Origin of the sequence: Rhodococcus sp. APC 3903 (genome assembly GCF_030407755.1) — a bacterium.
Classification (GTDB): domain Bacteria; phylum Actinomycetota; class Actinomycetes; order Mycobacteriales; family Mycobacteriaceae; genus Rhodococcus_F; species Rhodococcus_F erythropolis.
On the sequence record NZ_JASDCV010000022.1, the window covers coordinates 40904 to 66122 of the forward strand.

At 59.0% G+C, this 25219-nt stretch carries 22 protein-coding genes and 1 pseudogene; 18 read left to right on the forward strand and 5 right to left on the reverse strand.

Annotated elements, in window-relative coordinates; all coding sequences use genetic code 11:
* Nucleotides 1-168: 168 nt before the first annotated feature.
* The gene (locus QMA15_RS26005; RefSeq protein ID WP_290287101.1) at nt 169-1059 is read right to left on the reverse strand and encodes a LysR family transcriptional regulator; all 891 of its coding nucleotides are present in this window, start codon (nt 1057-1059) and stop codon (nt 169-171) included.
* 146 nt (nt 1060-1205) lie between these two features.
* On the opposite strand from QMA15_RS26005, the gene QMA15_RS26010 reads away from it, so the two are divergent.
* The 5 genes and pseudogenes from QMA15_RS26010 (at nt 1206) to QMA15_RS26030 (ending at nt 6620) form a co-directional block, all read left to right on the forward strand.
* Entirely contained in the window at nt 1206-2612 is a 1407-nt protein-coding gene (locus QMA15_RS26010) for an MFS transporter (RefSeq protein ID WP_290287102.1), read from the forward strand.
* A complete protein-coding gene (locus QMA15_RS26015; RefSeq protein WP_290287103.1) occupies nt 2609-4165 on the forward strand; it encodes a class I adenylate-forming enzyme family protein in 1557 nt (518 codons plus the stop codon). Before QMA15_RS26010 ends, QMA15_RS26015 begins: the two co-directional genes overlap by 4 nt.
* Nucleotides 4166-4721: 556 nt before the next feature.
* Nucleotides 4722-5218 (forward strand): annotated as a pseudogene (locus QMA15_RS26020) (alpha/beta hydrolase-fold protein).
* A 68-nt stretch (nt 5219-5286) separates the two neighbouring features.
* Complete coding sequence (locus QMA15_RS26025; protein ID WP_290287104.1) at nt 5287-5562, forward strand: hypothetical protein; 276 nt, start codon at nt 5287-5289, stop codon at nt 5560-5562.
* A 641-nt stretch (nt 5563-6203) separates the two neighbouring features.
* Nucleotides 6204-6620 carry a hypothetical protein gene (locus QMA15_RS26030; protein WP_290287105.1) on the forward strand — a complete coding sequence of 139 codons (417 nt, stop codon included), beginning with the start codon at nt 6204-6206 and terminating at the stop codon, nt 6618-6620.
* 664 nt (nt 6621-7284) lie between these two features.
* Here the strand turns inward: QMA15_RS26030 and QMA15_RS26035 are convergent.
* Nucleotides 7285-8151 (reverse strand): IS5 family transposase, encoded by an 867-nt coding sequence (locus QMA15_RS26035; RefSeq protein WP_290287106.1) that lies wholly within the window; start codon nt 8149-8151, stop codon nt 7285-7287.
* 20 nt (nt 8152-8171) lie between these two features.
* On the reverse strand, nt 8172-8570 hold the full coding sequence (locus QMA15_RS26040; protein WP_290287107.1) for a hypothetical protein: 399 nt from the start codon (nt 8568-8570) through the stop codon (nt 8172-8174).
* A gap of 915 nt (nt 8571-9485) precedes the next feature.
* Between QMA15_RS26040 and QMA15_RS26045 the strand changes: the two genes are divergently transcribed.
* The 11 genes from QMA15_RS26045 (at nt 9486) to QMA15_RS26095 (ending at nt 20866) form a co-directional block, all read left to right on the forward strand.
* Nucleotides 9486-10262 (forward strand): ABC transporter permease, encoded by a 777-nt coding sequence (locus tag QMA15_RS26045; RefSeq protein ID WP_290287142.1) that lies wholly within the window; start codon nt 9486-9488, stop codon nt 10260-10262.
* A 92-nt stretch (nt 10263-10354) separates the two neighbouring features.
* A complete protein-coding gene (locus tag QMA15_RS26050) occupies nt 10355-11167 on the forward strand; it encodes an ABC transporter permease (protein ID WP_290287108.1) in 813 nt (270 codons plus the stop codon).
* Complete coding sequence (locus tag QMA15_RS26055) at nt 11167-12330, forward strand: MCE family protein (protein ID WP_290287109.1); 1164 nt, start codon at nt 11167-11169, stop codon at nt 12328-12330. The genes QMA15_RS26050 and QMA15_RS26055 overlap by 1 nt, the downstream gene beginning before the upstream one ends.
* The gene (locus QMA15_RS26060; protein WP_290287110.1) at nt 12327-13331 is read left to right on the forward strand and encodes an MCE family protein; all 1005 of its coding nucleotides are present in this window, start codon (nt 12327-12329) and stop codon (nt 13329-13331) included. The genes QMA15_RS26055 and QMA15_RS26060 overlap by 4 nt, the downstream gene beginning before the upstream one ends.
* Entirely contained in the window at nt 13331-14332 is a 1002-nt protein-coding gene (locus QMA15_RS26065; protein ID WP_290287111.1) for an MCE family protein, read from the forward strand. Before QMA15_RS26060 ends, QMA15_RS26065 begins: the two co-directional genes overlap by 1 nt.
* Entirely contained in the window at nt 14329-15429 is a 1101-nt protein-coding gene (locus QMA15_RS26070) for an MCE family protein (protein WP_290287112.1), read from the forward strand. Before QMA15_RS26065 ends, QMA15_RS26070 begins: the two co-directional genes overlap by 4 nt.
* Nucleotides 15426-16580: an MCE family protein gene (locus QMA15_RS26075; RefSeq protein WP_290287113.1), complete on the forward strand. Its 1155-nt coding sequence runs from the start codon at nt 15426-15428 to the stop codon at nt 16578-16580. The genes QMA15_RS26070 and QMA15_RS26075 overlap by 4 nt, the downstream gene beginning before the upstream one ends.
* A gap of 17 nt (nt 16581-16597) precedes the next feature.
* Nucleotides 16598-18046: an MlaD family protein gene (locus QMA15_RS26080; RefSeq protein ID WP_356702395.1), complete on the forward strand. Its 1449-nt coding sequence runs from the start codon at nt 16598-16600 to the stop codon at nt 18044-18046.
* A gap of 586 nt (nt 18047-18632) precedes the next feature.
* A complete protein-coding gene (locus tag QMA15_RS26085; protein WP_290287115.1) occupies nt 18633-19151 on the forward strand; it encodes a hypothetical protein in 519 nt (172 codons plus the stop codon).
* Between the two features lie 27 nt (nt 19152-19178).
* Nucleotides 19179-20186, forward strand: a complete 1008-nt coding sequence (locus QMA15_RS26090) for an ABC transporter ATP-binding protein (RefSeq protein WP_290287116.1) — start codon at nt 19179-19181, stop codon at nt 20184-20186.
* 398 nt (nt 20187-20584) lie between these two features.
* The gene (locus tag QMA15_RS26095; RefSeq protein WP_290287117.1) at nt 20585-20866 is read left to right on the forward strand and encodes a hypothetical protein; all 282 of its coding nucleotides are present in this window, start codon (nt 20585-20587) and stop codon (nt 20864-20866) included.
* Between the two features lie 297 nt (nt 20867-21163).
* Here the strand turns inward: QMA15_RS26095 and QMA15_RS26100 are convergent, their stop codons facing one another.
* Both QMA15_RS26100 and QMA15_RS26105 read right to left on the reverse strand, forming a co-directional pair.
* Nucleotides 21164-21820, reverse strand: coding sequence for a TetR/AcrR family transcriptional regulator (locus QMA15_RS26100; protein ID WP_356702372.1), 657 nt, complete (start codon nt 21818-21820; stop codon nt 21164-21166).
* 10 nt (nt 21821-21830) lie between these two features.
* Nucleotides 21831-22901, reverse strand: a complete 1071-nt coding sequence (locus QMA15_RS26105) for an LLM class F420-dependent oxidoreductase (RefSeq protein WP_290287118.1) — start codon at nt 22899-22901, stop codon at nt 21831-21833.
* 77 nt (nt 22902-22978) lie between these two features.
* Here QMA15_RS26105 and QMA15_RS26110 point away from each other — a divergent pair, with 77 nt between their 5' ends.
* Both QMA15_RS26110 and QMA15_RS26115 read left to right on the forward strand, forming a co-directional pair.
* The gene (locus QMA15_RS26110; RefSeq protein WP_290287144.1) at nt 22979-23557 is read left to right on the forward strand and encodes an enoyl-CoA hydratase/isomerase family protein; all 579 of its coding nucleotides are present in this window, start codon (nt 22979-22981) and stop codon (nt 23555-23557) included.
* A gap of 453 nt (nt 23558-24010) precedes the next feature.
* The gene (locus tag QMA15_RS26115; RefSeq protein WP_290287119.1) at nt 24011-25219 is read left to right on the forward strand and encodes an acetyl-CoA C-acetyltransferase; all 1209 of its coding nucleotides are present in this window, start codon (nt 24011-24013) and stop codon (nt 25217-25219) included.

The following is a 25219-nucleotide window of genomic DNA, read 5'->3' on the forward strand; positions in this document are numbered from 1 at the left end:
ATGAACTGCACTCGGCCCGGTGGTGCCGAAGAGGACAAATGCCCGATCGTGGCACATTCTGCAGGGATCAGTGGCGTGCCCGGGCATTATCCGAAGCGGGGGTATGTAGCGTTCTGGAACGGCGGAGCTGTTGGACGGTCAATGAATTCGCGCTGATTACTGCTGCAGTCAGCCATGCGCGGCGCTGCTGATCCAATCTTGTCGAAGCGCCGTGACCACGGCCGCTACGGCAGGTCGGCGAAGTGCTTCAGCTCGCGTGACGAGCCAGTAGTCGAGCGGAACAGTGATCAGGGTTTCCAGGACGCGTTCGAGGTCCGAGTGATCATCAGCCAGGAAGGTGGGAAGAAGCCCGAGACCGGCTCCTCCTCTGGTCGCTTCGATGTGTGCAAAAACGTTCGTGGAGGTCACTGCATCCGTCATGTTGGGTACAAAGCGTCGACCGACGTCAAGATCATCGATCTGCAGCATCGATGTAATGAAATAGACGAGTCCGTGGTCCTCGAGGTCCTCCAGAGCCGTTGGCCGACGGAAGCGTTCGAAATACTGGGTGCTGCCGTACAGCCCCAGCTCGTACGAGCCGATCTTGATGGCTTCCGCACGAAGTACCCGCGGCTCACCGACGACGATCTCGATGTCCAAGCCCGACCGTTGAATTGCTGCCCGCCGGGTCGCTGAGATTAACTCGACCGAGACTCCCGGATGAGCTCGACGGAGTTTCGCCGCTACCGGAGCAGCCACGCGGACGGTGAATGCGTCTGGGGCGGAGAGTCGGACGACGTCTTCGAGGATCGCCCGGTCCAGGGGTTCAGCTTCCAAAGTGGACAGTAGGCCTTCCACTTCCTCGGCTGCAGCAAGGGCCCGGCGCCCCAGCGGGGTCAGATCCATACCTCCCGCTGTGCGAATCAAGACTTTGCTGCCCAATGCCCGTTCGATCGCAGCGATACGACGTGCGACGGTGGTGTGACTGAGCCCCAACAACTCACCAGCTCGGGTGAAGCGACCCGAGCGGGCGACTTCGAGCAGGATCAGCAGATCGTCCGAGCTCACACGGTTTCGCATGTGAACATATTTGCACAGTGAGTGTCTCTCTTTGGTTATTGCGTGTGCCTACCCGCACAGGCCACAGTGGTGTCTCACGTCACAAATTCCGCTTTGAGCGGTATCCACGCGCTCATCGCCCACCGCCAGCATGCCGAGGTGTATCAATGTCTTCCAGTCAAACCGTTCACAAACCCGAACCGGACGGAGCGCCCACCGGTTTGAAGAAGGTTGTCGGTGCCTCGATGGCGGGCACCATCGTCGAATGGTACGAGTTCTTCCTGTACGGAACTGCTGCCACACTGGTGTTCTCGAAGATCTTCTTCGCCGCCGGTACCAGCGAACTCGACGCGATCCTCGCCGCCTTCGTCACCTATGCCGTGGGCTTCGTCGCACGCCCCCTCGGCGGCATCGTCTTCGGTCACTTCGGCGACAAGTACGGTCGAAAGAACTTGCTGCAGTTCAGTCTCGTACTCGTCGGCGGCGCCACCTTCCTGATGGGCTGCCTCCCGACATTCGAGCAGATCGGTTACTGGGCCCCCGCGCTCCTGGTCGCACTGCGCTTTATTCAGGGGTTCGCCGTCGGCGGCGAATGGGGAGGCGCGGTCCTACTGGTCGCAGAACACAGCCCGAACAGGAGTCGTGGATTCTGGGCGAGCTGGCCGCAGGCGGGCGTGCCCGCAGGCAACCTCCTCGCCACCATCGTGCTACTCGTTCTCACCACCACGTTGTCCGATCAGGCATTCCTGAGTTGGGGCTGGCGAGTTGCCTTCTGGCTCTCCGCTGTAATCGTCTTCGTCGGTTACTACATTCGAACGAAAGTCACCGACGCGCCGATCTTCCTCGAGGCACAGAAGCAAGCCGAAGTCATCAAAGCCGCGTCGTACGGAGTGTTCGAGGTCGTCAAGCGTTACCCCCGTGGAGTTTTCACTGCCATGGGACTGCGTTTCGGTGAGAACGTCATGTACTACCTCGTCGTCACCTTCACCATCACCTACCTCAAGGTCGAAGTAGGCACCGATACTCAAACAATCCTGTGGTGGATGCTGGCCGCGCACTCGGTGCACTTCTGCGTCATCCCCCTCGTCGGCAAACTGGCCGACAGAATCGGACGCCGCCCGGTCTACATGTTCGGTGCCGTGACAGCGGGAACCTGGGGCTTCTTCGCCTTCCCGATGTTCAACAGCGGCCCCAATGTCGTGATCATGCTGGCCATCATCATCGGCCTCGTCTTCCATGCGTTCATGTACGCGACGCAGCCGGCAATCATGGCAGAGATGTTCCCGACGCGCATGCGCTATTCAGGTGTCTCACTCGGCTACCAAGTCACATCCATCGTGGCCGGCTCGCTGGCACCGATCATCGCCGTTGCACTGCTCGACCGATTCAACTCCGGCGTGCCGATTGCGTGGTACCTCGCCGGTTCCTGTGCTCTGACACTCATCGCGGTGATCGCCGCGCGAGAGACCAAAGGACTGGCTCTGGAAACCATCGACATCGCCGACGCCAAGAATCTTGCCACCGAAGCCGAACTCGCCAAGGTCGGCCTCATGGACCTGGAGGGCACCAAATGATCGACCCGAAGCCGACATTCGATGCACTGTGGCGCAATGCTGTCCGGACACACCCCGCATCGCCCTTTTTGATCTATCAGCTCCCCGACGGTCACACCCGCACGTGGAGCTACAGCGAATTCGACGAACTGGTCGAATCGGCGGCGTGTCTTCTCCGTGAGCTCGGTGCCAACGCGAGCGCACCGATACACGTGGCACTCAAGAACTGTCCGGAATTCATCGTGCTGTGGCTGGCCGCCGCACGCGTGGGCACGTGGATCGTCTCTGTCGACCCGGCGTCGCCGGCGCGCGAAATCAACGCTCAGATCCGTCGCACCGGCGCAGTCGTCGGTTTTTGCGGCACTGCGCGATCCGATACGTACACAACCGGAGCTTCGGATCTTCTGACTCGGATGATCGACGTCGACGAAGAAGCAGGGCAACCGCACACCGTTTTCCGTGCGCCGGGTTCCGCAGTTGCGAAGCAGAACGAAATGTCACCCGATCCGTCACATCGTCTCGCGCTGATGTTTACCTCCGGTACGACCTCGGCACCGAAAGGGGTGGCCCTGACCCAGAACAACTACCACTACGTGTCCGTGACAATGGCGAAGATTCTCGGACTCGAATCGAACCACCGGTGGTTCGTCACGCTCCCGTTGTTCCATGCCAACGCCCAGTACTACTGCATCGGCCCAGCAATCGCCGTGGGCGGTTCGGTGGCTCTGACCGGATCGTTCTCCGCGTCGCGGTGGCCCGATCAAGCCGCATCGCTGCAAGTGACCCATGCCAGTTTGTTCGCCGCACCGATCCGCATGATCCTCTCCCGGCTGAGAGATCAGGCTTCGCGCCTGTCGCTCGAACACGTCTGGTTCGCGCAAAGCCTCGGGCGCGAGCACTACTCCGATTTCGCCGACCTCGTAGGTTGCAGACCGCGGCAGCTCTACGGCATGACCGAGACCACCGCAGTGATCACAGCCGACCTCTCAAAGACCCCGGCGAACGATGTCATCGGAACACCACTGACCGGGCGGACCGTCAGGTTGATCGACCCCGAGACGGGTAAGGATGTGAACGTGGGATGCCCGGGCGTCGTAGCCGTAGAAGGCGTCCGGGGAGTCGATCTCTTCGACGGCTACCTCGACGATGTGGAGAATACCGAACACACACTTCGTGACATAGACGGCACCACTGTGCTGTACACAGGTGATCTGGCGGCACGCGACAAAGAGGGCGTCATGCGGTTCGTCGGCCGGATCGACGACGTCATCAAAGTCGCTGGAGAAAACGTCAGCCTCTCCGAAATTGAGGCGGCGGTCGCTCAAGCCCCTGGAGTACTCGAAGCCGCGGTTGTCTCGGAAGCTGATCCCGTTCGCGACCACGTGCCGGTCGCCTACATCGTCGCCCGCGACCCATCGACCCCACCCTCGACCGCGGACCTCGACGGTTGGGCACTAGCCAACCTCGCGCCGTCGAGTCGGCCGCGGCGATGGGCGCTGATCGACGAATTACCTCGCACCAGCGTGGGTAAAGTCCGTCGTTTTCGCCTGTCCTCAACCTCTGCGGACAACTAGTGGCGGATCGAATTGTTCGGCCAGAACGTGCTCCGTACCCGCGTGCAATTCGAGCGTCCCCCGGAGAGGGCTGAGAACGTAGATCTCAGGGATTGAGGCACAAATGCCGAACCGCTGAAGCCGAATGCCCACAGACTGGCGCTGGGCACGTTTATGCCGACCAGCCAATCAACACGCTGGTCGGCAGCGATCTCGATTCGTTAGGCCAATTAGCAAGACACTCAGTAATTTTACGAATTCTTCACTGCTTCAAGTGTGTGTAGGCGCGTAACGAATGCCCCATCGGAATCGATTCACAAGTGGTCGTGGATATAGCGATCAGAGGTATGTATTAACCGAAAGGTATCGAGATCTTGATTCGAAAAACGGCAATCTGGTGGCGCGCGACGCAGGCCGGAGTTTCTCGCGGTCGCTTGCTCTCTGGGCGTGGCCGGAATCGCCCAAGCCGCGCCGGCTAAGACAGGCGGCACATCGTCGGTCGAAGAACAGCTCGTTTGTGGAGTCCGTTGAGAAGGTGAACGACCGTCAACTTATCGTCAATGATTATGCAGCATCGATGAACCGGAAAATTCCGATTCAGGTCATCACGGCAGCAGACCCCGCCGAGCCACGGCTAATCTTGTATCTACTCAACGGTGCGGGCGGCGGCGAGGACTCCTCAACATGGCAGCGCCAGACTGACGTCGTGGACTTCTTCGTTGACAAGAACGTGAACGTAGCGACTCCGGTTGGCGGGCGACTGTCGTATTACACCGATTGGGAGAAGGACGATCCTCAGGCAGGCCGTAATCAGTGGTCGACATTCCTGGGCACAGAATTACCTCCATTGCTCAACAAAGATTGAACTCCAACGGCAAACAGGCGATCTCCGCTATCTCGATGTCCGGAACCTCAGTGCTTAATCTCGCGATCGAACATCCTGGTTTCTACAGCTCGGTCGCCGCATTCAGCGGATGTGCGCAGACCAGTGATCCGCTCGGGCAGGCATTCGTTCGCACGACCACGGAGTGGATCGGCGGAATCGAAGACATCACAAATATGCGGGGCCCTTAGACCGCCCCGGGTGGGTCGAACACGACCCCTTTGTGAATGCGGAGAAACTACGAGGTACGCCCATCTATATGAGCACTGGAAATGGGCTACCGGGGATTCCGAACGACACATTTCTGAACCCGCGCCTGAGTGACGGACGTGCGTACACCGAAAACCAGATCATCGTCGGTGGAGTGATCGAAGCATCGACAAACCTATGCACATCGAACATGGCGAAGCGACTGTACGAACTGAAAATCCCGGGCGTGGTGGACTTCGAGCCGGTAGGAACACACTCCTGGGGCTACTGGCAGGACCAGCTACACAAATCATGGCCGTTCATCGCGGGATCGCGCGGCGTGTGAACGAGGAGCTGGGGCATCGCGACCAATCCGCCTAGTACTCCAGATCGCTCAGAAAACCAGGATGGTTGGCATCGATTGACCTTGGGACGTGTTGCGGCACAACAAATATCCTATCGGCCTTGGCTCGTCCGACCGCAGCCGCCTGTGTGGTGAACATGCAAGGGATCACCGCGAAAGCGCTTGAATAGACAGGCTTCGCGTGTGTCGAGCGGCCGCTATGAATGCAATGGACTTGAGCTACAAACTCGCATCCTCACCGCAAACCCGGAAGCCGGCGGCTACTCGGCTACCTTGCCGCCGCGGGGGAGGATGCGGGTCCTTCTTTGCTGTGTGCGCCGATCGGCTACTCGAAGCCTGCAATCTGTAATTGAGTGCGTGGTCCAGAGCTTCTGCGCGCAACCAACTGGGCGGGCGCCACATTCGTCCACGTCCTTAAACAAAGGCGGACAATTCGGCGTCACGCTGTCGAAAGAATCGAGCATCGACTGTACTTCGGGAATCAATGCCAAACGCGAACGGGTGCATGCACCACCCCAGGCGACCATGCCCCGGGACACAAAATGTTTTGAAATGCTCGTTGCCCTCACCTTCCGGGCAGCCAGCACTTTTTTTCGTGCCTCCAGTGCTCCTATCCGGTATCTTTGCGCCGTGTCGCGATCCTGTGGGTCGCAACGATCGCCATTGCGATCCTCGCAGTTATCGCCTTTTTCAAAGTCGGCGCAAAGACGGACGACATCGCCTGGGTGGACGAAGGCGTCACGGCTGAGGTCCTTCGTGTGGCGCCGTCGGCGCTTGCCGCGGTCTACACATTCTCGCCCGACACGTTCGATGCCGATTTCGACGAGAACGTCGAGGGCTTGAATCAGTCGATGGCCGATCAACTGATCCAATACCGCTCTGCGCAGCATCTTCGGCGCCGCGGGTCCACACAGGGTTTACCATGGTACGAGAACTTCGACGTCTTCTTCTCGCTTGGTCACGGACGCGATGTCGAGATGAAGCGGCGTTGGTTGATTATATCGAATGCATTGTTCTGGTGCAGCTTTCGCCTCTTTTGACGGCTGTTCTCCGAGGATGGAGTTGGCTTCGGTGCAGCTATGTGCATCCCCGCCGGGGTTATTGGGACGGGGTTATTGGAATCAGTTGCCTTTAGCCTGTGTCGTGAAGCAGAAGTGGTTTCGCTGCGGTACGGAGGAGTGGGACTGTGCGGGCCTTAGTCCCGCGTCGAGACCACGGCACTTCTGGGTATTCCACAAATCGCGGGGGAAGAGTCTGGGGTTTTTCACTAGACGTCGACCTGTCCGATGAATGAACCTTAAGTCTCGGCGAATCGATCCGACAACGGCATTCGAGCAGAGATCGAGTTGCATGTGAACATTCTCGGCCGGCACCCCGGAACCGACGAGAATTCGTCGGTCGGGTTGCCCGTCATATCCGAGAGCTGATCGAACGAGGATCTGGAGAGGAACACCAGTGGGGAAGACAGATACGAAAAACGGGGCGGTGGTTGCGGTGAATCCGCCGAGTTTGGCCGCGCCTGCCGGCCATTTTGGTCGAGCGGTTCGAATCGGCGACTTTCTCCACGTCTCGGGAACATCGGCGCTCCCCAATCTCGCTGGCACAGTAGAGGAGCGCATCTTGCCGGAGGGGTTTCGAGAGCAGGCTGTGACTACCTTCGGCAACATCGAGAAGGTACTGGTCTCTCAGAGGGCGTCCTGATACTCATGGGATTCGTGCAAGTCGTCGAGTCGTGAGGCCGATCATGGCGATGTGCACCATGGCTTCGTGGTGGTCAGGTCTGGTTTCGTAGTCGCGGACGCAGCGACGGTGCTTGTTGATCCAAGAGAAGGTCCGCTCGACGACCCAGAACCGGGGCCGGACGTGGAATCCGGTACTACCGGGGATGCGTTTGATGATTTGAATCTGAAGGGCGACAACCTGTTTCGCCCAGCCGATCAGCCGACCGGGGTAGCCTCCGTCGGCCCAGACCAGCCGGATCGTGGAGAACGTGTCACGCAGACGCGACAGTAGTCGGAACGCGGCATCGCGGTCCTGGATCGACGCGGCGGTAACCACCACGGCCAGCACCAGCCCGGTCAGATCCACCGCGATGTGTCGCTTGCGTCCATTCGTCCGTTTCCCGCCGTCCCATCCGCGACTGGATCGGGGCACCGTGTCGGCGGCGGGCAGGGTCTGCGAGTCGATGACCGTCGCGGTCGGGCATCGATCTCGTCCGACCTGCACCCACAGTCGGTCGCGCAGCGCGTCATGGATGCGTCGCCACACCCCGGCTCGCACCCAGCGGGTGAACACGTCGTAGACGGTGGTCGGAGACGGGAAGTCGGTAGGCAGTTGATGCCACGCGATCCCGCCCCGCGCCAGGTACAGGATGGCATCCAGGATCATTCGGCGGCAATGCTTTTCGGGACGTCCGCCGCGACCCGCCGCATTGCCAGGCGGCGGCAGCAACGGTTCCAGCATCGTCCATTGCGCGTCGGTCAGCGACGAGGACGAATACGGCGTGCAGCGATGCCCGCGTGCCGTGTGAGGCGGGCACGACGAGCACTGCGGAATCAGCGATGACGACATTGGTGGGCTCCTGGGTACGGTCAGCGAATCGATATCACTGACCTAATCAGGAGCCCACCACACCACCAATCGCCATCGTGAGTTCCCGGACGCACTCTGACATCTGATTCGTTCTGAGCGTCCTGAGCGGGGCGCAGGCAGGTGATGGCGACGGCTGAGACGAGGACGACGAGTCCGACGCCGAGGTAGAGCTGGCCTGGCGTCCACTCTGCATCGAGCAGCGCTCCGGTGGCGAGGGGCGCGAGGATGGCGCCGATGCGTCCGATTCCGATGGCCCAGCCGACTCCGGTTCCTCGCACGTCTGCGTCGTCCGAGGCGGGCGTGATGGTGTAGAGCCTGGCGATGCAGCCGTTGATCAGCATGCCCACGATGATGCCGAAGGCCAGGGCCAGGATTCCGGCGGTGGAGATGAAGAGCACAATGGCTACAGAGGAGATTCGCGATCGCGGTGCCGGCGGGTAGGCCGACTGCGATATGGCTGCGATTTCCGTGTTTTTCAGCTGCCTTCTTGCCAGAGGGGCGTGATGCCGCGGTGCGCCTGTTGAAGGTCGACCTCTTCGAAGGTGAGCGTCGTTTCGTTTATGTCCAGGATCGGGCATGTCAGCACCAGGTGTAGGGCTCCGGGTGAGGGGAAAGGGGGCGAGGTAGTACGTCACGGATGCCGAGGGGGCGCTTGCGCTGTTGGGGGACAGAAGGAACGGTTCATTGGGTCAGTTGATTCGCCACGGAATCGGTTGTGTTGGTCGCTTTTCGGACGTCGGAATGCAACGCTGTCAGCCCCAGGCTGGGGGCTGGGTGGGGGTGAACGTAGGACCCCAGCTCCGGAACCAAAGAGAGGGGTAGAAGTGCGCCGCACGACTTCCGTCCTGTCATGGGGCAACGGAGTAGGCAGCTACGACATTGCGCGAGTGTGTGAACGCTTTAATGTCCTCGCGGCACTGTGCGCAATGGCCGCTCGACAGCCCATGACGGCGGACGGCGGAGAGATCAGTTAGTGGCCGTTCATTCTCGACGTGGGGGAGGCGAGACGGCTCAGCGCGTCAAAATATGTGGCTTGATGCACTCAGTGGCGCCAACTGTGACTTATGGCATGACCCCAAAGAGGTACTAAGACAGCACCAAAGAGGTCTGTAAGTCGCGCTGGATGAGTGGTTGCATGATTCAGAGCAACGGGTCAGCCCCGCGGCACTGGTGCAAGTGGATTCACTACTGATAATGGTGTGCTGGCCAGGGCGCTGGGCCGCCGGCGAGATGTCGTCCGTCAGGTGTGCCCCTACAGCGTTGAGAGGAACACGACTGTGCAATCAGCCGACTTAGCCGTCGACCAGAGGGAGATGGTGACCGCCACGCCATCCCAGTGGAAGGCCAATGTTGCCGTCGCGCCCCGCGCGGTGGGAGGGTTTTACGCAAGCTCAATAGCGACATTTCGAGCAATGTTTCGTCGCCCGTTTCATGTGCGGGAGTTCATGGAGCAATCATGGTTTATCGCCAGTGTCTCGATCATGCCTGCGTTGCTCATGGCCATCCCGTTTTGCATGATGTTCGTCTACCAGATCAATATTCTACTCGCCGAGATCGGCGCGGTCGATTTGTCGGGGGCAGGAGCAGGTGTCGCCATCATTCGCGAGATCGGTCCAGTGGTAACGGTCTTGGTCGTTGCTGGGGCCGGATCCACTGCGATTTGTGCAGACTTGGGTTCGCGAACCATCCGAGAAGAAATCGACGCCATGAAAGTCCTTGGGATCGATCCAGTTCAAAGGTTGTGCGTGCCAAGGGTTCTTGCATCAATTGTCATCGCAATATTTCTCAATGGTCTTGTGTCGGCGGTGGGGTTGGTTGGCGGATACATCGCCACGGTCTACATGCAGGGCGCTTCTCCTGGCCAATACATCACCTCAATCTCCATACTTACCGGCACCAGTGACTTCGTGGTCAGCGAGATCAAGGCCGCTGTATTCGGGATGCTCGCGGGTCTCGTGGCGTGTCACCTCGGTTTGCGCGTGCGAGGCGGGCCGAAAGGCGTAGGTGACGCAGTCAATCAGACCGTGGTATTCAGCTTTCTCCTACTCTTCCTGGCGAATTCGGTCATCACGACCATCGCGCTTCACTGAGCTCACCTACACGAGAATGTCTGACAACCGACAGGAATGATGTGTCGTCAATTACAGGTCACCAACGCACTCCACGCAAGACGCTCACCAAAATGGCGACTGCCCCCTCCCGGGAGCTTGAGACCATTGGTCGGCAGCTTACGTTTTACGGTCATGCGATTTCGTCCATTCCTCGGACCGTGTATAGGTACCGCACAGAGGTGCTGCGTCTGCTCGCCGAAGTGAGCATGGGTTCAGGAGCGCTCGCCGCGATCGGTGGCACCTTGGTGGTTGTCATCATGCTGACAACGGCGGTCGGTTACGAAGTGGGACAGCAAGGTTCGACATCGTTAGGGCATATTGGGCTGGGGGCCTTGTCTGGGTTCATCTCCGCATTCTTCAACACCCGTGAAGCGCTACCTGTCATCGCCGGCATAGCGCTGACCGCCACGGTAGGTGCAGGATTCACTGCGCAGTTAGGTGCAATGCGCGTCAGTGAGGAAATCGACGCCCTCGAGACTATGTCAATTCCGTCCCTCCCTTACCTGGTGACCACGCGAGTGACGGCTGGTATCGTCGCGGTGATTCCTCTGTATTGTGTCGCGTTGTTCGTGGGCTATGCGGCAACACGCCTCGTGACCGTATATATGCTCGGTCAGGCTGAAGGAACGTTCGACCACTACTTCAATGTGTTTCTGGTGCCGAGCGACGTAGTGTGGTCTGCGGTAAAGGTTTTGGTGATGTCTGCTGTGGTGATGTGTGTGCACTGTTACCACGGCTACAACGCCAGCGGAGGCCCCGCCGGCGTAGGAGTCGCCGTAGGCCGTGCGGTCCGAACGTCACTGATTGCAATCATGGCGATCGACTTGCTGATTGGAATCGCGGTGTACGGCGGTACATCCGGGGCAGTGCGGGTGTCGGGCTGATGAGTTCAGGTCTCAAAGAACATTCACGCAACACCAACATCGTTCTCGGATTGGCGGGAGTGTTCATCCTCTTGGCAACCACCGCGACGTCTATTGCACTGTATCGAGGCGCCCTCGACACCACAGTTCGTGTCACTGTCCTCTCGGATAGAGCAGGACTGATGCTCGAACCAGGATCGGACGTGAAAATGCGTGACGTCGTCGTGGGCAGGGTGGAGGATGTGCACGTCGACTCCGGTCAGGCAGCAATCGAGATCGACCTACAGGCTGATCACGCGCGGTCGATATCGGAGAATGCGGTAGCGACCATCGACCCCACCACACTTTTCGGTCGCAAGTTCGTCGCCCTCGCGAATCCGGGAGGCCCGCCGTTCCTCGCAATCGAGGAAGGGACAGTCCTCGAAGGGCAGTCCGTTCCCACGGAGGTCAACGATTTGTTGTCGTCTCTGGTCGATGTGCTTCGTGCGGTAGAACCGCAGAAGGTCAACGGTGCGTTGAATGCCCTCGCGACTTCCCTACATGGCCGTGGTGACGAGTTGGGTGAGACGCTCGTTCAGCTTGACGGATATCTCGGCCGATTCAACGGAAGCCTGCCCACTTTGCAAAGAGACTTGGCGGCTGGCGCCGACACTGCGGATCTGCTTGCCGCCGCCACGCCCGACCTTGTCGAGACAGTTGCCAATCTGACGACAACCGGAAATACGATCTCGGAAAAGCAGTCACAGCTTTCCGCTTTCCTGCTGAGCTTCACCAAATTCGGAAATCGCGGCGAGTCTTTCGCGCATGCAGCCGCAGTTCCGTTGGTCGAGTCAATGCGAACGCTGACCCCGACGACAGCGTTGCTGGCTGAACGCGCTCCGACATACCCGTGCTTTATGGAAAGTCTTGCTCAGACCAATAAATATCTCGAGCGAACGGTCGGTGGTAGCGCTATGCCAGGACTGAACATTCTCGGCACGTTGCTGATGGGCGACCCTCCCTACACCTCTCCTGCCGATCTACCCGTCGTCAGCGCAGACGGTCCGACGAGATGTTATGACTGGACATCGCCACAACCTCACACCGACTTCAACGACGGTAGTCACGCGTATTCCGGCGCTAAGACATTGGTCGATCTGATCGGAAATCCGTTCGCGCAGTTTGTTTCAGGAGGCGGCCGATGAACGGGAACGGTATCGGCCTCAAATTGTTTGCATTCGTCCTCGTCACTACTCTCACAGGTTTGGGCGTGGTGGCTGTGGTCGGCAATCTCCGTTTCGGTGACACAGCTGACCACCAGGCGGTATTCAGTAATGCATCCGGATTGGGGAACGGTGAAGACGTCCGCATCGGGGGAGTGCCCAGCGGAAAGGTGGCTGGTGTCGAACTCCAATCCGATGGAACTGCTTTGGTGTCCTTTACGGTGGACGCCGACCATGTTCTGACGGCCAGCACCTTAGCGGCCATCAAGTACAAGAATCTTATCGGGGACCGCTACCTCGATCTCTCTGCAGGGGATCCCGACGCACGGCCACTGTCCGATCCGATCCCGATTGAACACACAACCGCGGCTTTGGATTTGGATCAAGTCGTCAATGGATTCCGCCCACTCCTTCAAGGATTGGACGCCGAACAAACCAACCGACTCTCCGGCTCACTCGTGCAAGTTCTCAATGGGCAGGAGTCTGCAATCGGCGGGCTCGTCACGGAACTCGGCTCGCTTGCGAACACCCTCGCCGATCGTGATGCCACAATCGGCAGTGTTGTCACCAATTTCAACACCACTCTTTCCTCGGTTGACCGTCGAGGCGAAAATCTGGGCACACTGCTGGATCGTTTAGGGAAGGTCGTCGCCGGGCTCGACTCAGACTCGAACACAATCTCGACATCGTTGTTACGTATCGACGAACTTACCGATGTTGTGTCAAAGATATTGACGGAGAACAGGTCCGATTTGTCATCGGAAGTCGCTTCGTTCGGCGATCTGACAACCAGACTCAATGCGCAGACCGACACCTTGAACCTGGTGCTCTCCAAGCTTCCTGAGAACTATCGACTGACCGGACGTGCCGCCGGATACGGAAACTTCGTGAACTTCTTCGTGTGTGGTTTGGCCGTGAAGTACGGAAACGGCCTAGGCGATGTTTCCCCGATGTTCACCGCGCCGGCAGAAAGGTGCAAATAATGGCCGGTTCGCATAGAGAGACCAATGAGGTCCGACTTGGGATCATCGGCACAGTGATGCTGGTCCTCGTTCTGGTCGTCGCCTTCACTTACGAATCGATTCCGTTTCTGCGGGGTTCGACCACCTATCGTGCTGAATTCTCTGATGCCTCCGGTCTCGCGGAAGGCGCAGAGGTACAGATCGGCGGCGTGAGCGTCGGCAAGGTGCGCTCGATCGAGCTCGAGGGAGGAAAGGTGCTCGTCGGATTCGACGCCGATGCCGGCGAAGTGCATCTGACATCCGATACGACCGCGACTATCAAAGTGGAAACTGTCCTCGGACATCGATTCGTCGAACTCGCGGCAGGAACGTCGGCCGACGATCTGGTCAGCGGAGCCACAATTCCCCTCCAGCACACCACGTCGGGGTACGACATCACCAGATCCCTCGAGGAGGTCACTGAAACGGTGTCGAAGACGGACACCGTCGACTTGTCCGGAGCGCTCGAACAGGTGTCTGCCGTTGAGGATGCCCTTCCCCCCGATCTGCAAGACCAGCTGTCCGGGTTGGGCAGGCTCTCAGATTCCGTTGCCCGTCGTGACGCCGAAATCCGTGAAATGTTAAGCCACGCGGCCGGGGTCACGGCAGTGCTGTCAGATCGAAGCGAACAGATTGCGGCACTCGTCGATCACGGCCGAGGATTGTTCTCCGCGTTGAACGAACGATCGTCGTCGATCCATCGCATCCTCGTGCAGTCTCGCGTCATCGCTGACGAGTTGACAGCTCTGAGCCGAGAGAACAGGGACACTCTGGGGCCGACGCTCACCCAGCTGGATTCGCTGGTGCAGACCTTGAATGACAACTCTGCCAATATCGATGCTTCGCTCACGGGCTTGCAGCGCTACACGGCTCAAATCGGCGACGTGGTCGGGAGCGGACCCTTCTTCGGTGTCTTGCTCCACAACATCCTTCCTGCCAACCTCGCCGGACAACTTCCAGGCAGCCTCGGAGGTCCACGATGAAGAGCACCGCATTCTCTGCACGGCCCACGCGGCCGTTCATGCTGCTGATTGCGATTGTGCTGGCGGCTGCCGTCGCGCTGACGACGGGAGCGGTAGCGCAACGTGCGGGAACAAACCACGTGTCGGCCTACTTCAAGAACACGGCGGGTCTCTATGTCGGCGATCGGGTCATGGTACTAGGCGTCGCGGTTGGCTCGATTGAGAATATTGCCCCTGAAGGGGATCGCGTACGGGTCGATATGTCGTACGACAACGACTACGCAGTGCCCGCTGATGCAGGCGCCGTGATCGTGGCGCCAACATTGGTCACCGGTCGATACATCCAACTCGCCCCGGTCTATACAGGAGGACCGGTCATGGTGGACGAATCCACCATCGAGCTCGAAAAGACCGCCTCTCCAGTGGAATTCGACGAGGTCAAGAAGCAAATCGTAAAACTTGCGAACGATGTCGGCTCCACTCCGGAGAATCCGACGGGGGCTTTGTCGGATTTCGTGTCGACCACTGCGGACACGTTGCGGGGCAATGGGCAAACCTTGCATGATTCGCTCGTTAAATTGTCGGACGCGGTTCACACCCTTGACGCCGGTGGAACAGACCTCTTCGCGACAGTGGAAAACCTTCAGCAGGTCACGGCGGCGCTTGCGACGAATGACAGACAGATCGTCGGTTTCAGCAACGAGCTTGCCGGGCTCTCCGGGGTACTCAACGACAACAGGACCGAGTTGGATGCTGCATTGTCCAGCATGTCCACCACGTTCGCAGAGGTCACCTCATTTATCACCGACAACCGTGAACTTCTGAGAAACGATGTGGGGAAACTGAATACAATTACCGGGCTCCTCGTCGACCGCGAGGACGCGCTCGCATCGATCCTGCACGCCGGACCTACAGCTCTGTCGAACTTCTACAATATCTACGACGAGAAATCGAACTCCTTGACCGGGGCCCTGGCGGTGGCCGATGTGCCGGACCCGCGATCACTCATTTGCGCATTGCTCACGACCGCCAACGCGCCCGCCGACGAATGTTCCAAGGCGAATGCGGCGATCGGTCAGGGGTTGGCGGAGGACGCCACACAAGCAGGTACGCGATGATCGAGCGCACGCTCAAGCATGTCGCTTCCATTGCCATCCTTGCCGCCGTTGCTGTGGGCCTGAGTAGTTGTCGGTTCGACGGAGTCAATTCAATCGCGTTGCCGGGAAACGGAGTTGGAGGTGATACCTACACGGTCAGGGTCGAACTCGAGGACATTCAGAACTTGGTAGGCAATTCGCCGGTGAAGTCGGAGAACGTGATCATCGGAAATGTCAGCGGTATCGCCAGCAAGAATTGGACAGCGCTCCTCACTCTCGACATCGACGCCGATGTCATCCTTCCGGAAAATGTCACGGCCAAGCTTGCGCAAACCAGCGTCCTCGGGTCTCAGTACCTGGAGTTGGCATCGCCGCAGGACGAAGCGCCCTCCGGCCGACTCAAAGACGGGGATATCATCCCTCTTGCTCGGAGCAGTCAGTACCCCTCGACCGAAGAAGTGCTGTCCGCATTGTCGCTCGTTCTCAACGGGTCAGGCCTGCAACAAATCCAAACCGTGACCTCGGAACTTAATCGAGTCATCGGAGGCCGTGAAACCTCACTGCGGTCCTTGACCGATACCCTCAACAGTTTCGTATCCGGACTAGATCGGCAACGCACCGACATCCTCGCCGCGATCGATGGACTCGATCGAGTCGGCGCCGAACTTGCCGGACAGACACAGACTCTGGAGGCGGGAATCGACTCCCTCGGCCCCGCCATGGACGTGGTGGAGAACCAACGCCAGCAACTGACCACCATGTTGGACAAGCTCGGCGACTTCGGCACCGCAGCAACAGGGGCGCTCAACGACTCACGGGCCGATCTCCGCTCCAATATCGAAGCGTTACAACCCACTCTCACTCAACTCGCCGAATCGGCGGACTCGATCCCGGAAGCCCTCAAAATCGCGACAACCATTCCCTTTCCCGTCTCGACCGCTGAACGAGCACTGCGTGGTGACTACCTGAACCTCTTCCTCACGTTGGATGTGAGTGCCGAAACTGTCGGTGGAAAAGTTCTGGGCAGCATACCTATTGATGAACTCGTCGGCCTCAATCCTGCGCGTCAAGCAGCTGACCCGCTGTTGTCCCCGATGGAGTCTGCGGTAGCGGGACCCATCCTTCCCACACTTGACGACGTCGTGAAGCAACTCCAGGGAGGTCAGCGATGAGAACACGATTGGTGCGTATGCAGTTACTGGTTTTCGGAATCGTCAGCGTGCTGGCAGTAGGCTACGCGGTCTTCACCTATATGGGAGTTCAACGCTATACCGGGATTGGGCTATACACGGTTCGAGCCGAAATGGACCGTGCGGGTGGGTTGTACGTCAATTCGCTCGTCACTTACCGTGGGGTCGACATCGGAGTGGTAACGAAGCTTGAAGTTGGACCTGAGTCTGCCACGGCGACACTTCAACTGAAATCCGGTATCGATGTCCCGACGGACACCGACGCCGTCGTCAAGAGTGTGTCCGCGATCGGGGAGCAGTACATGGACTTGGTTCCGAGCACGAGTGCAGGCCCCTATCTCACCGAGGGTGACGTGATCGAGTCCTCGCGGACATCTGTGCCCACACCGTCATCGGATGTGGTGGAAGAAGTCGACACACTCCTCCGCTCCTTACCGAAAGACGATCTCCGAACGACCGTCGACGAAGCCTACGCGGCTTTCAACGGACTTGGACCTTCTCTGGGCACATTGATCGATTCGACGCAACCCTTGATTGCTTTGGCACAAGCAAAGATCGGGCCGACCGAACAGTTGATCGCGGACGGCGAACCAGTGCTGAACGACATCAACGAGTCCGGACCCGATATCAGCGCGTTCAGTTCCAACCTTAGTACATTCACGAAGCAACTTGCGCTGAACGACAACCAGATTCGTTCTGCTCTGAACCAAGGGCCGGAGTTCTTCGATGCGGTCAACGGAACAATGTCGGACCTCGAGTCTCCACTGCCGATCCTGCTGGCAAACCTGCAATCCGTAGGTGAGGTGACGCGAGTCAACGTGCCGGGGATTCGACAACTGCTGGTTGTCTATCCGGCGTTGTCGGCCTCGATAAACTACATGCACCAAGGATTCCAGGGTGAGGATATGGTCTACGGACAGGGCCCGCTCGATATCAAACTCGGGAACACCGCGAACCCCTTGCCCTGTACCGAAGGCTACGACACGCAGCGACGCGATCCCTCTGATCTGACGCCCGTCGAACCATCGGCAAACCCCTATTGCAAACTGCCGCAGGAGGACGCCCGGGATGTGCGCGGAACACGCAATATTCCGTGTGCGACCGACCCTTCAGTACGCTCTCCGGAAGTCGCCGACTGCCCTGGTGGGCTGCCGTCGACCTGGCCCCAGATGTTAACGCGGCCAGGATCGCCCTACTCCCCATCGGCGATGTCAGCACCGCCAACGGAGGAAACGGATCCATCCTCCACGCAACTCCAACAGTCTCGGGATGGAGCGGAAGCGGCGCCGGCCTCATTCGGCGGATCCGAGCCCGAATTTGCCCCGGTCCCGTATGACCCGGTCACCGGACGCTTTAGAACCTCGGACGGGACCCTTTACAAACTCGGAAGCATCGCTCCCCACCCCGACAACCGAGAGGTCCCGTTATGGCAAACGCTGTTCGTGTGAACACTTTCAACGAATCACTACCCGATGACATCGATCAGTCGTCAGAGGTGGAGATATCAGCTGAAATTGACCCAGAGTCGGGCACACGTGTGGTCCGCACGGGTTCGAAATGGATCCACATCGCGGCGACAATCCTGTTGCTCGGGATAACGACCACTGCGATCGCCATTTGTCTCGTGGCTCTCTGGTCATGGCGGGCAGCCGCCGAAGTCGAAGATCGCGACAGCGAAGTGCTGAATGTCGCGTCCACGATGGCTGCCAATCTTGTCACCCTGAGTCAGGGCACCGCCGAGGCAGACCTCGCGCGGGTTGTAGCCGGAACAACTGGGGACTTTCGCGATCAATTTGTTTCTGCCACAGATGGTTTCGGATCTCTTCTAAGTCAAGGAGGAGTGGACTCGACGGGGGAAGTGAAGTCAGCTGGCATCGTGGAATCGAGTGATGGACGGTCGACAGTCCTTGCGGCCGTCACCTCGACCGTAAAGAACAACGAAGCGCCGGAGGGAGAGATCCGTGTGTACCGAATGAAACTGACTCTCGAGAGCGTTGATGATCATTGGCTCGTGTCGAACGTGGAGTTCGTCGCATGACCAGGCTGGCAGTGACCGTAGCGAATTGGTCCCCTCGGGCACGGCGACTGGTTTTGCTCTCGCTTTGTACGCTTGCTGTTGCCGCAGTCGTAGGCGCGGGAATCGCACTTCGCGCAGACCACCTCTCCGATTCTCGTGCTCAATCTGGACGAGAGGGTCGAGCTTTCGCCGTCGAGATCGTTCCGAAATTATTGTCTTACGACTTCGATACCGTGGAGCAGCATTTCGCGGAAATGCAGGATGATTTGGGTGGAGACTTTCGTACGCAGTTCGAAGATGTCGGGCGAACAGTCATCGTGCCATCCGCTCGTGAACGACAGGTCGTCACCACTGCGGAAGTGCTCGAAGCTGCTGTCGTGGCTGCCGATACCGAGAATGTCGATGTGTTGCTCTTCCTCAACCAGTCCACCACCAGCTCGGAATCGCAGGAAACCAAACTCGACGGCAGTCGTGTACGCGTACACGTCGAACGAGCAGACGGCGGATGGCTGATCACAGAATTGACACCGGTATGAGTACCGGTAAAGAGGAAGGCGTCGCACATGGGTGTTGAGGTTTCGGTCGAGGGTTTGACTAAGTCTTTCGGGTCGCAGAGGATTTGGCAGGACGTGTCGTTGACGCTTCCCGCTGGTGAGGTGAGTGCGTTGCTGGGGCCTTCGGGTACCGGCAAGTCGGTGTTTTTGAAGTCTTTGATCGGTTTGCTCCGTCCCGAGCAGGGTTCCATCGTGATCGACGGCACAGATATTTTGCAGTGTTCCTCGAAGGAGCTCTACGAGATCCGTAAGTTGTTCGGTGTGCTGTTCCAGGACGGTGCGTTGTTCGGTTCGATGAGTTTGTACGACAACATTGCGTTTCCGTTGCGTGAGCATACGAAGAAGTCGGAATCCGATATCCGCAAGATCGTGATGGAGAAGCTCGATCTGACGGGTCTGGTCGGTGCGGAGGACAAGCTTCCGGGCGAGATTTCCGGTGGTATGCGTAAGCGTGCCGGTCTGGCTCGCGCGTTGGTTCTCGATCCGGAGATCATCCTGGTCGACGAGCCGGACTCGGGTCTGGACCCGGTGCGTACGACGTACATCAGTCAGACGTTGATCGATATCAATGCTCAGTCCGATGCCACGATTTTGATTGTCTCGCACAACATCAATCTCGCTCGTACCGTTCCGGACAATATCGGGATGCTGTTCCGTCGTCAGTTGGTGATGTTCGGTCCTCGTGAGGTGCTGCTTACCTCGGGTGAGCCGGTGGTCAAGCAGTTCCTGAATGGCACGATGATCGGTCCGATCGGTATGTCGGAGGAGAAGGACGAGGCTCAGATGGCGCATGAGCAGGCGCTCGTCGACGCCGGTCATCATGCCGGTGGTGTCGACGACGTCGAGGGCATCGTGCCGCAGATGAAGGCCACCCCCGGAAACCCGGAGCGTCAGGCTGTTCGTCGTCGCCAGGAGCGCGTCCGCCAGATCATGCACACCTTGCCGATAAACGCGCAGACGGCAATCCTGCACTCGCTCGCAGACCCGACCGCGCAGTACGCAACAGTTGGTAGATGACTCTTGCATGTTCGATGTGCGCGAGCAGATACGACCCCCGCGCCGCGGATGTACCTCCGGTGAGAATTTGCAAAAGGAGATGCTCTCTGAGAGTTTTTGTCGCCGCCGAAGAGTTTGATCGACCGCGAATAGGAAAGTTCGACTCACATCCGCCCACGGGGTGGGCGGGAATGTTGCCTTGATCGAATTGATCAGCCCCGACACAGGAAACACCATCGACTTCGCCTTCACCGACGAACTGCGCGAGGTTGTCCGGTCATCGACCCGGATATGCAATGCATCACGCTGACTGCCGAGGGCAAGAACTGCTGTTTGGGTAGTGATCTTTCCTGATTCACATCGCTGGATAACCAGGAGAATTCCTCGGAGAGTTTGAAGTTCGGCTCCACCTGGCTCTCGTGGCCCTTCACAAGGTGCCCATTCCGCTCGCCGTTGGCGCCCCGAAGTGGTGGTCGACTGGGGCCGGAATGAGCATTGCGTTGATGGGCGATATCAGTGTTGTCGAGCGGTCCTCCAGGCTCCGGACTGAGTATGGATCTGTAGGCCTGACATCCGACACCGGGATGTCCTGGAAGCTTCCCTGCGTAGGCGGACGTGCAGCGGTGATGGACTTGCTACTGCGCAACGAGTTCTGGGAAGTGAAGAGGCTCTACAACTTGGTGCAGTCGCCAGGGTTGTGACCGACGGTGAGGTACGTGTCGTAGTTGAAGGCATTGTGCGTTCGATCATCTCCGGTCCCACCGAGCGCTGAATATCTCGAAAAGGGTTGCGGGCGAATAATGTTCGCCGTCATATTTGCAACATTTGGATTCCGAGGCAGAATTTGTTGCTTTCCCTGCGGCCGGGGACGAAGGTAGGGAAAGGGCAGGCCTTTCACGAGCGGCGCTAACCGAGATTTGCAACGGTCCGCCTGGACGCAGTCAGAATGTAGCCGAACGCGGCAATCCAAGTTTCGAGGGCGGGAACTCGATCATGTGTCAGTGTTGTTCAAGCAGGATGCTTTCGGCTAAATCTTGCCACTGCACTAGGTGTCGATCCGTGCTCGGTTCACGCGGGTCGAAGGTGTAGGTCATTGCTACGCCGCGCATACTGGTAAGCAGGAGTTCCCGCAGGCTCTTGTAGCCAGATTTTGCTGTGTGCTCGGGCCCGAACAAGTGGTCGGTTTGAGTGCGAATGACTTGGCCGAGGCGTTGTTCGACCGGACGGAGCTCGGCTCTCAGTTCCGGATTGGTTCGTGCGGCATTCCACAGTTCGTTCGATGCCCAAAAGTACGGCTGACTGTAGTTGGACCACATGATCTGCAGTGCTCCACGAATTCTCTCGCGCGGATGGTCCGGAATCCCTGATTCGAGGCTGAGTTCGTGCATGCGTTCGATAGCTAGATGGTGAACCGCCGCGCTGAGCAGTTTTTCGCGAGAAGGATAGTGGTGGAGCAATCGGCCTCTCGACACTCCAGCCTTCTGCTGGATCTGAAGTGTGGATGCTCCCGAATACCCCTGGTCGACGAGTACGGAAACCGCCGCCGTCAGGATCTTCTCCTGCGTTTCGAGGCTTCGTCCCTGTTGGCGGCGGCTTCTAGCCGACCCCGCTCGACCCTTGGCGGGATTTTTCATCGGCTTCTCGTTGTGCGACACGCCGGCCAGTCTAGTAACCATGCGCTTCTGTTTTGGCACGTGCCGAGAGGATGTCTCTGACTGCTTCCACCGCTCCAATACGGCCGTTGGGCGAGTCGTCCACAGGTAGAAGGTAGAGGGTGCTTACGCCCGCCGCGTCCAGGGCATCGAGCTGTGCCGCTATGTGTTTTTCCGTGCCGATCAGCGACATGTCGCGGACGAGCTGTTCGGGCACGGCTTCCGCAGCTTCTGCCTTTCGTCCGGCAAGGTAGAGATTTTGAACACGGTCGGCGTCGGCCTGAAAACCGTACTGACACGCCAGCTTGTGATAGAAATTCTGGCCTCGGGCTCCCATGCCGCCGATGTACAGCGCGAAATGCGCGCGTGTGTGCGCGAGCGCGGCGTCAGTGTCGTCACCAATAGCCACTGGAAGCTGGACGTTCACCTTCAGCGGGGCCAACTCAGTCGATCTCTGCTCGGTCCCTCTCTCGAGCGCCTCGCCCCACACTTCGCGTGAGCGAGTGGGATGGAAGAAGATCGGCTGCCAACCGTCGGCGACCCGCGCCGTCAGTTCGACGTTCTTCGGTCCTATCGACGCAATCGAAATCGGAATCCGTTCGCGTAGCGGATGGTTGATCAGGGCGAGCGGCTTGCCCAGCCCCGTACCCTTTCCCTCCGGAAGCGGAATCGAATAGTGTTTTCCGCTGTATGTGAGTTTTTCACGGCGCCACACGGCTCGACAGATCTCTATGATCTCTTCTGTGCGTCCCAAGGGGGCGTCGTAGGCAACGCCGTGGAACCCTTCCACGACCTGGGGTCCAGAAGCCCCGATTCCGAGTTCGAAGCGGCCTCCGGAAACGTAGTCGAGACCAGCTGCGGTCATAGCAGTCAATGTTGGAGTGCGGCTGTAGATCTGCATGATCGAGGATGTGAGTACCACGTCCCGGGTGGCTGCGGCTAGGTAGCCGAGCAGACTGACTGCATCGAACGAGTATGCCTCGGGTACCGCGACGACGTCGATGCCGTGTCGCTCGAGGTCGACGACCTCTGCTGCAGCAGTGTGAAATTCAGATGCGTAATTGACCAGGACGCCAAGTTTCATGACAGGCTCTCGATTCTTGAAAGATCTTGCGGTGCAACAACATCAGTGTACCGTCTGGGTATGAGTAATTCGAGCAGATAGTAGTCGAGTCCCAAGGGCCGGTCGCACATATCAGGCTCAACCGGCCGGGCCGACACAATGCGCAAACCGAGACCATGTGGTCCGAGCTTGCTTGCGCCGGCGCACAACTGGCTGGCGACGGCGAAACAAGAGTGGCGATTGTCAGCGGGCATGGTCGCTCGTTCAGCTCCGGTATCGATCTCGCCGAAATGAAGCCGAGAGGATTCCTACGGAGGCTGGGCGAGTGCCCGGAAGGTGACCCGGATCTGATGCTTCCGGCGATTGCCATCGCACAGGATTCGACGCGGTGGATGAGAGATGCGCCGTTCTTGGTCGTTGCCGCAGTGCACGGCAATGCGATCGGCGCCGGTTGCCAGCTCGCTCTCGCCGCGGATGTGCGTATCGTCGCCGAGGAGGCGGTATTTGCGCTGAAGGAAGTTGAGTACGGTCTCATTCCGGACCTCGGAGCGACCGCGACGTTGACCGAGCTGGTAGGCGCCCAGCGCGCGCTCGATCTGGTCCTTGCCGGGCGCACTGTTGATGGACGCGAGGCCGTTTCACCTCGGCCTCGCGCTCGAAGCGCTGCGGTCGAATGATGTGCCCGGTCGTGCTGTCGACTTTGCGAATGATGTCGCTCGCAACAGCAGAACGGCCGTGTCCTATGTGGAAGCTGCTGTGTACGAGCGCGATTACACTCGTTCGCTCGACATTGCCGGCCGTGGTCAGGCGGCGTGCATACGCGAGCGGAAGTTTGCGACATCGGGCTGTGCGCGCACTGTGCGTCGGGCACGACCCAGTGCTGTACCTCGTCCTCCGTGTCGGGCGCGGAGGGCGAGACGTTGCAGGTGATGGTCGGCATGGAAGCTCCCAGGCGCTGAAGATCATTAATCAGTCAGTATTGACTGTTAAAGCTACATCACATTACAGTCAGCCAAGTGGCAAGTGGACTTTCAGATCCTTCCCACGCTCACACAACAAGACTTTTCAGTCCATCCCTCGGGTCATCGCTCCTCACGCACCTGGGACACGACATCAGAAGGAAGACGAGTATGTCCGAAGCATTCGTCTACGAGGCGATCCGCACGCCTCGAGGCAAGAACAAGAAGGGGTCGTTGACTTCGGTCAAGCCCCTCGACCTGGTCACCGGACTGGTCGATGAACTGCGGGTGAGGTTCCCCGACCTCGACCCCGCAGGTGTCGACGACATCGTCCTCGGCATCGTCTCACCGATCGGTGACCAAGGCGGCGTCTTGCCGCGGGCAGTTGCACTCGCGGCAGGCCTTCCCGATACCGTTGCCGGAGTGCAGATCAACCGATTCTGTGCCTCCGGCCTCGAAGCCGTGAACCTCGCAGCGCAGAAGACGCGATCGGGATTCGAACAACTTGTCATCGCCGGCGGTGTCGAATCTATGTCGCGTCTCGCGCTCGGATCCGACGGCGGCCCGTTGTTCAACGACCCCGTCACCAACTATGACCTCTACTTTGTTCCCCAGGGTATCGGAGCCGACCTGATCGCAACGATCGAAGGGTTCGCCCGCGAGGACGTCGACGCTTACGCAGTGCGGTCGCAGAAACGCGCCGAAGCGGCCTGGGCTGGAGGATACTTCACGAAATCGGTCGTTCCTGTCAAGGACTTCAACGGCGTGCCCGTGCTCGACCACGACGAACATCGACGCCCGGGCACAACCCTCGAAGGGTTGGCGTCGCTGAAGCCTGCCTTCGCGGGGATGGGTCAGGCTGCAGGATTTGATGCCGTTGTGTCGCAGAAGTACACAACCGTGGAAAAGATCAACCACGTTCATCATGGCGGCAACAGTTCGGGAATCGTCGACGGCGCGGCACTCGTTCTCGTCGGTACCGAACAGGCAGGCAAAGACAACGGACTTGTCCCTCGAGCGCGGATCGTCGCCACCGCGGTGACGGGTTCGGATCCGACGATCATGCTCACCGGACCGACGCCGGCCGCCAGGAAAGCACTGGCATTGGCCGGTTTGACGCTGGAGGACATCGATTTGTTCGAACTCAACGAAGCTTTCGCTTCCGTCGTGTTGAAGTTCCAGAAGGATCTGAACATCCCTGACGAGAAACTCAACGTCAACGGTGGCGCTATCGCCATGGGTCATCCGCTGGGCGCGACCGGCGCGATGCTCGTAGGAACCATGATCGACGAACTCGAGCGACGCGGCGATCGTTACGCGCTGATCACGCTGTGTGTCGGCGGCGGTATGGGCATCGCAACAATCATCGAGAGGATCTGA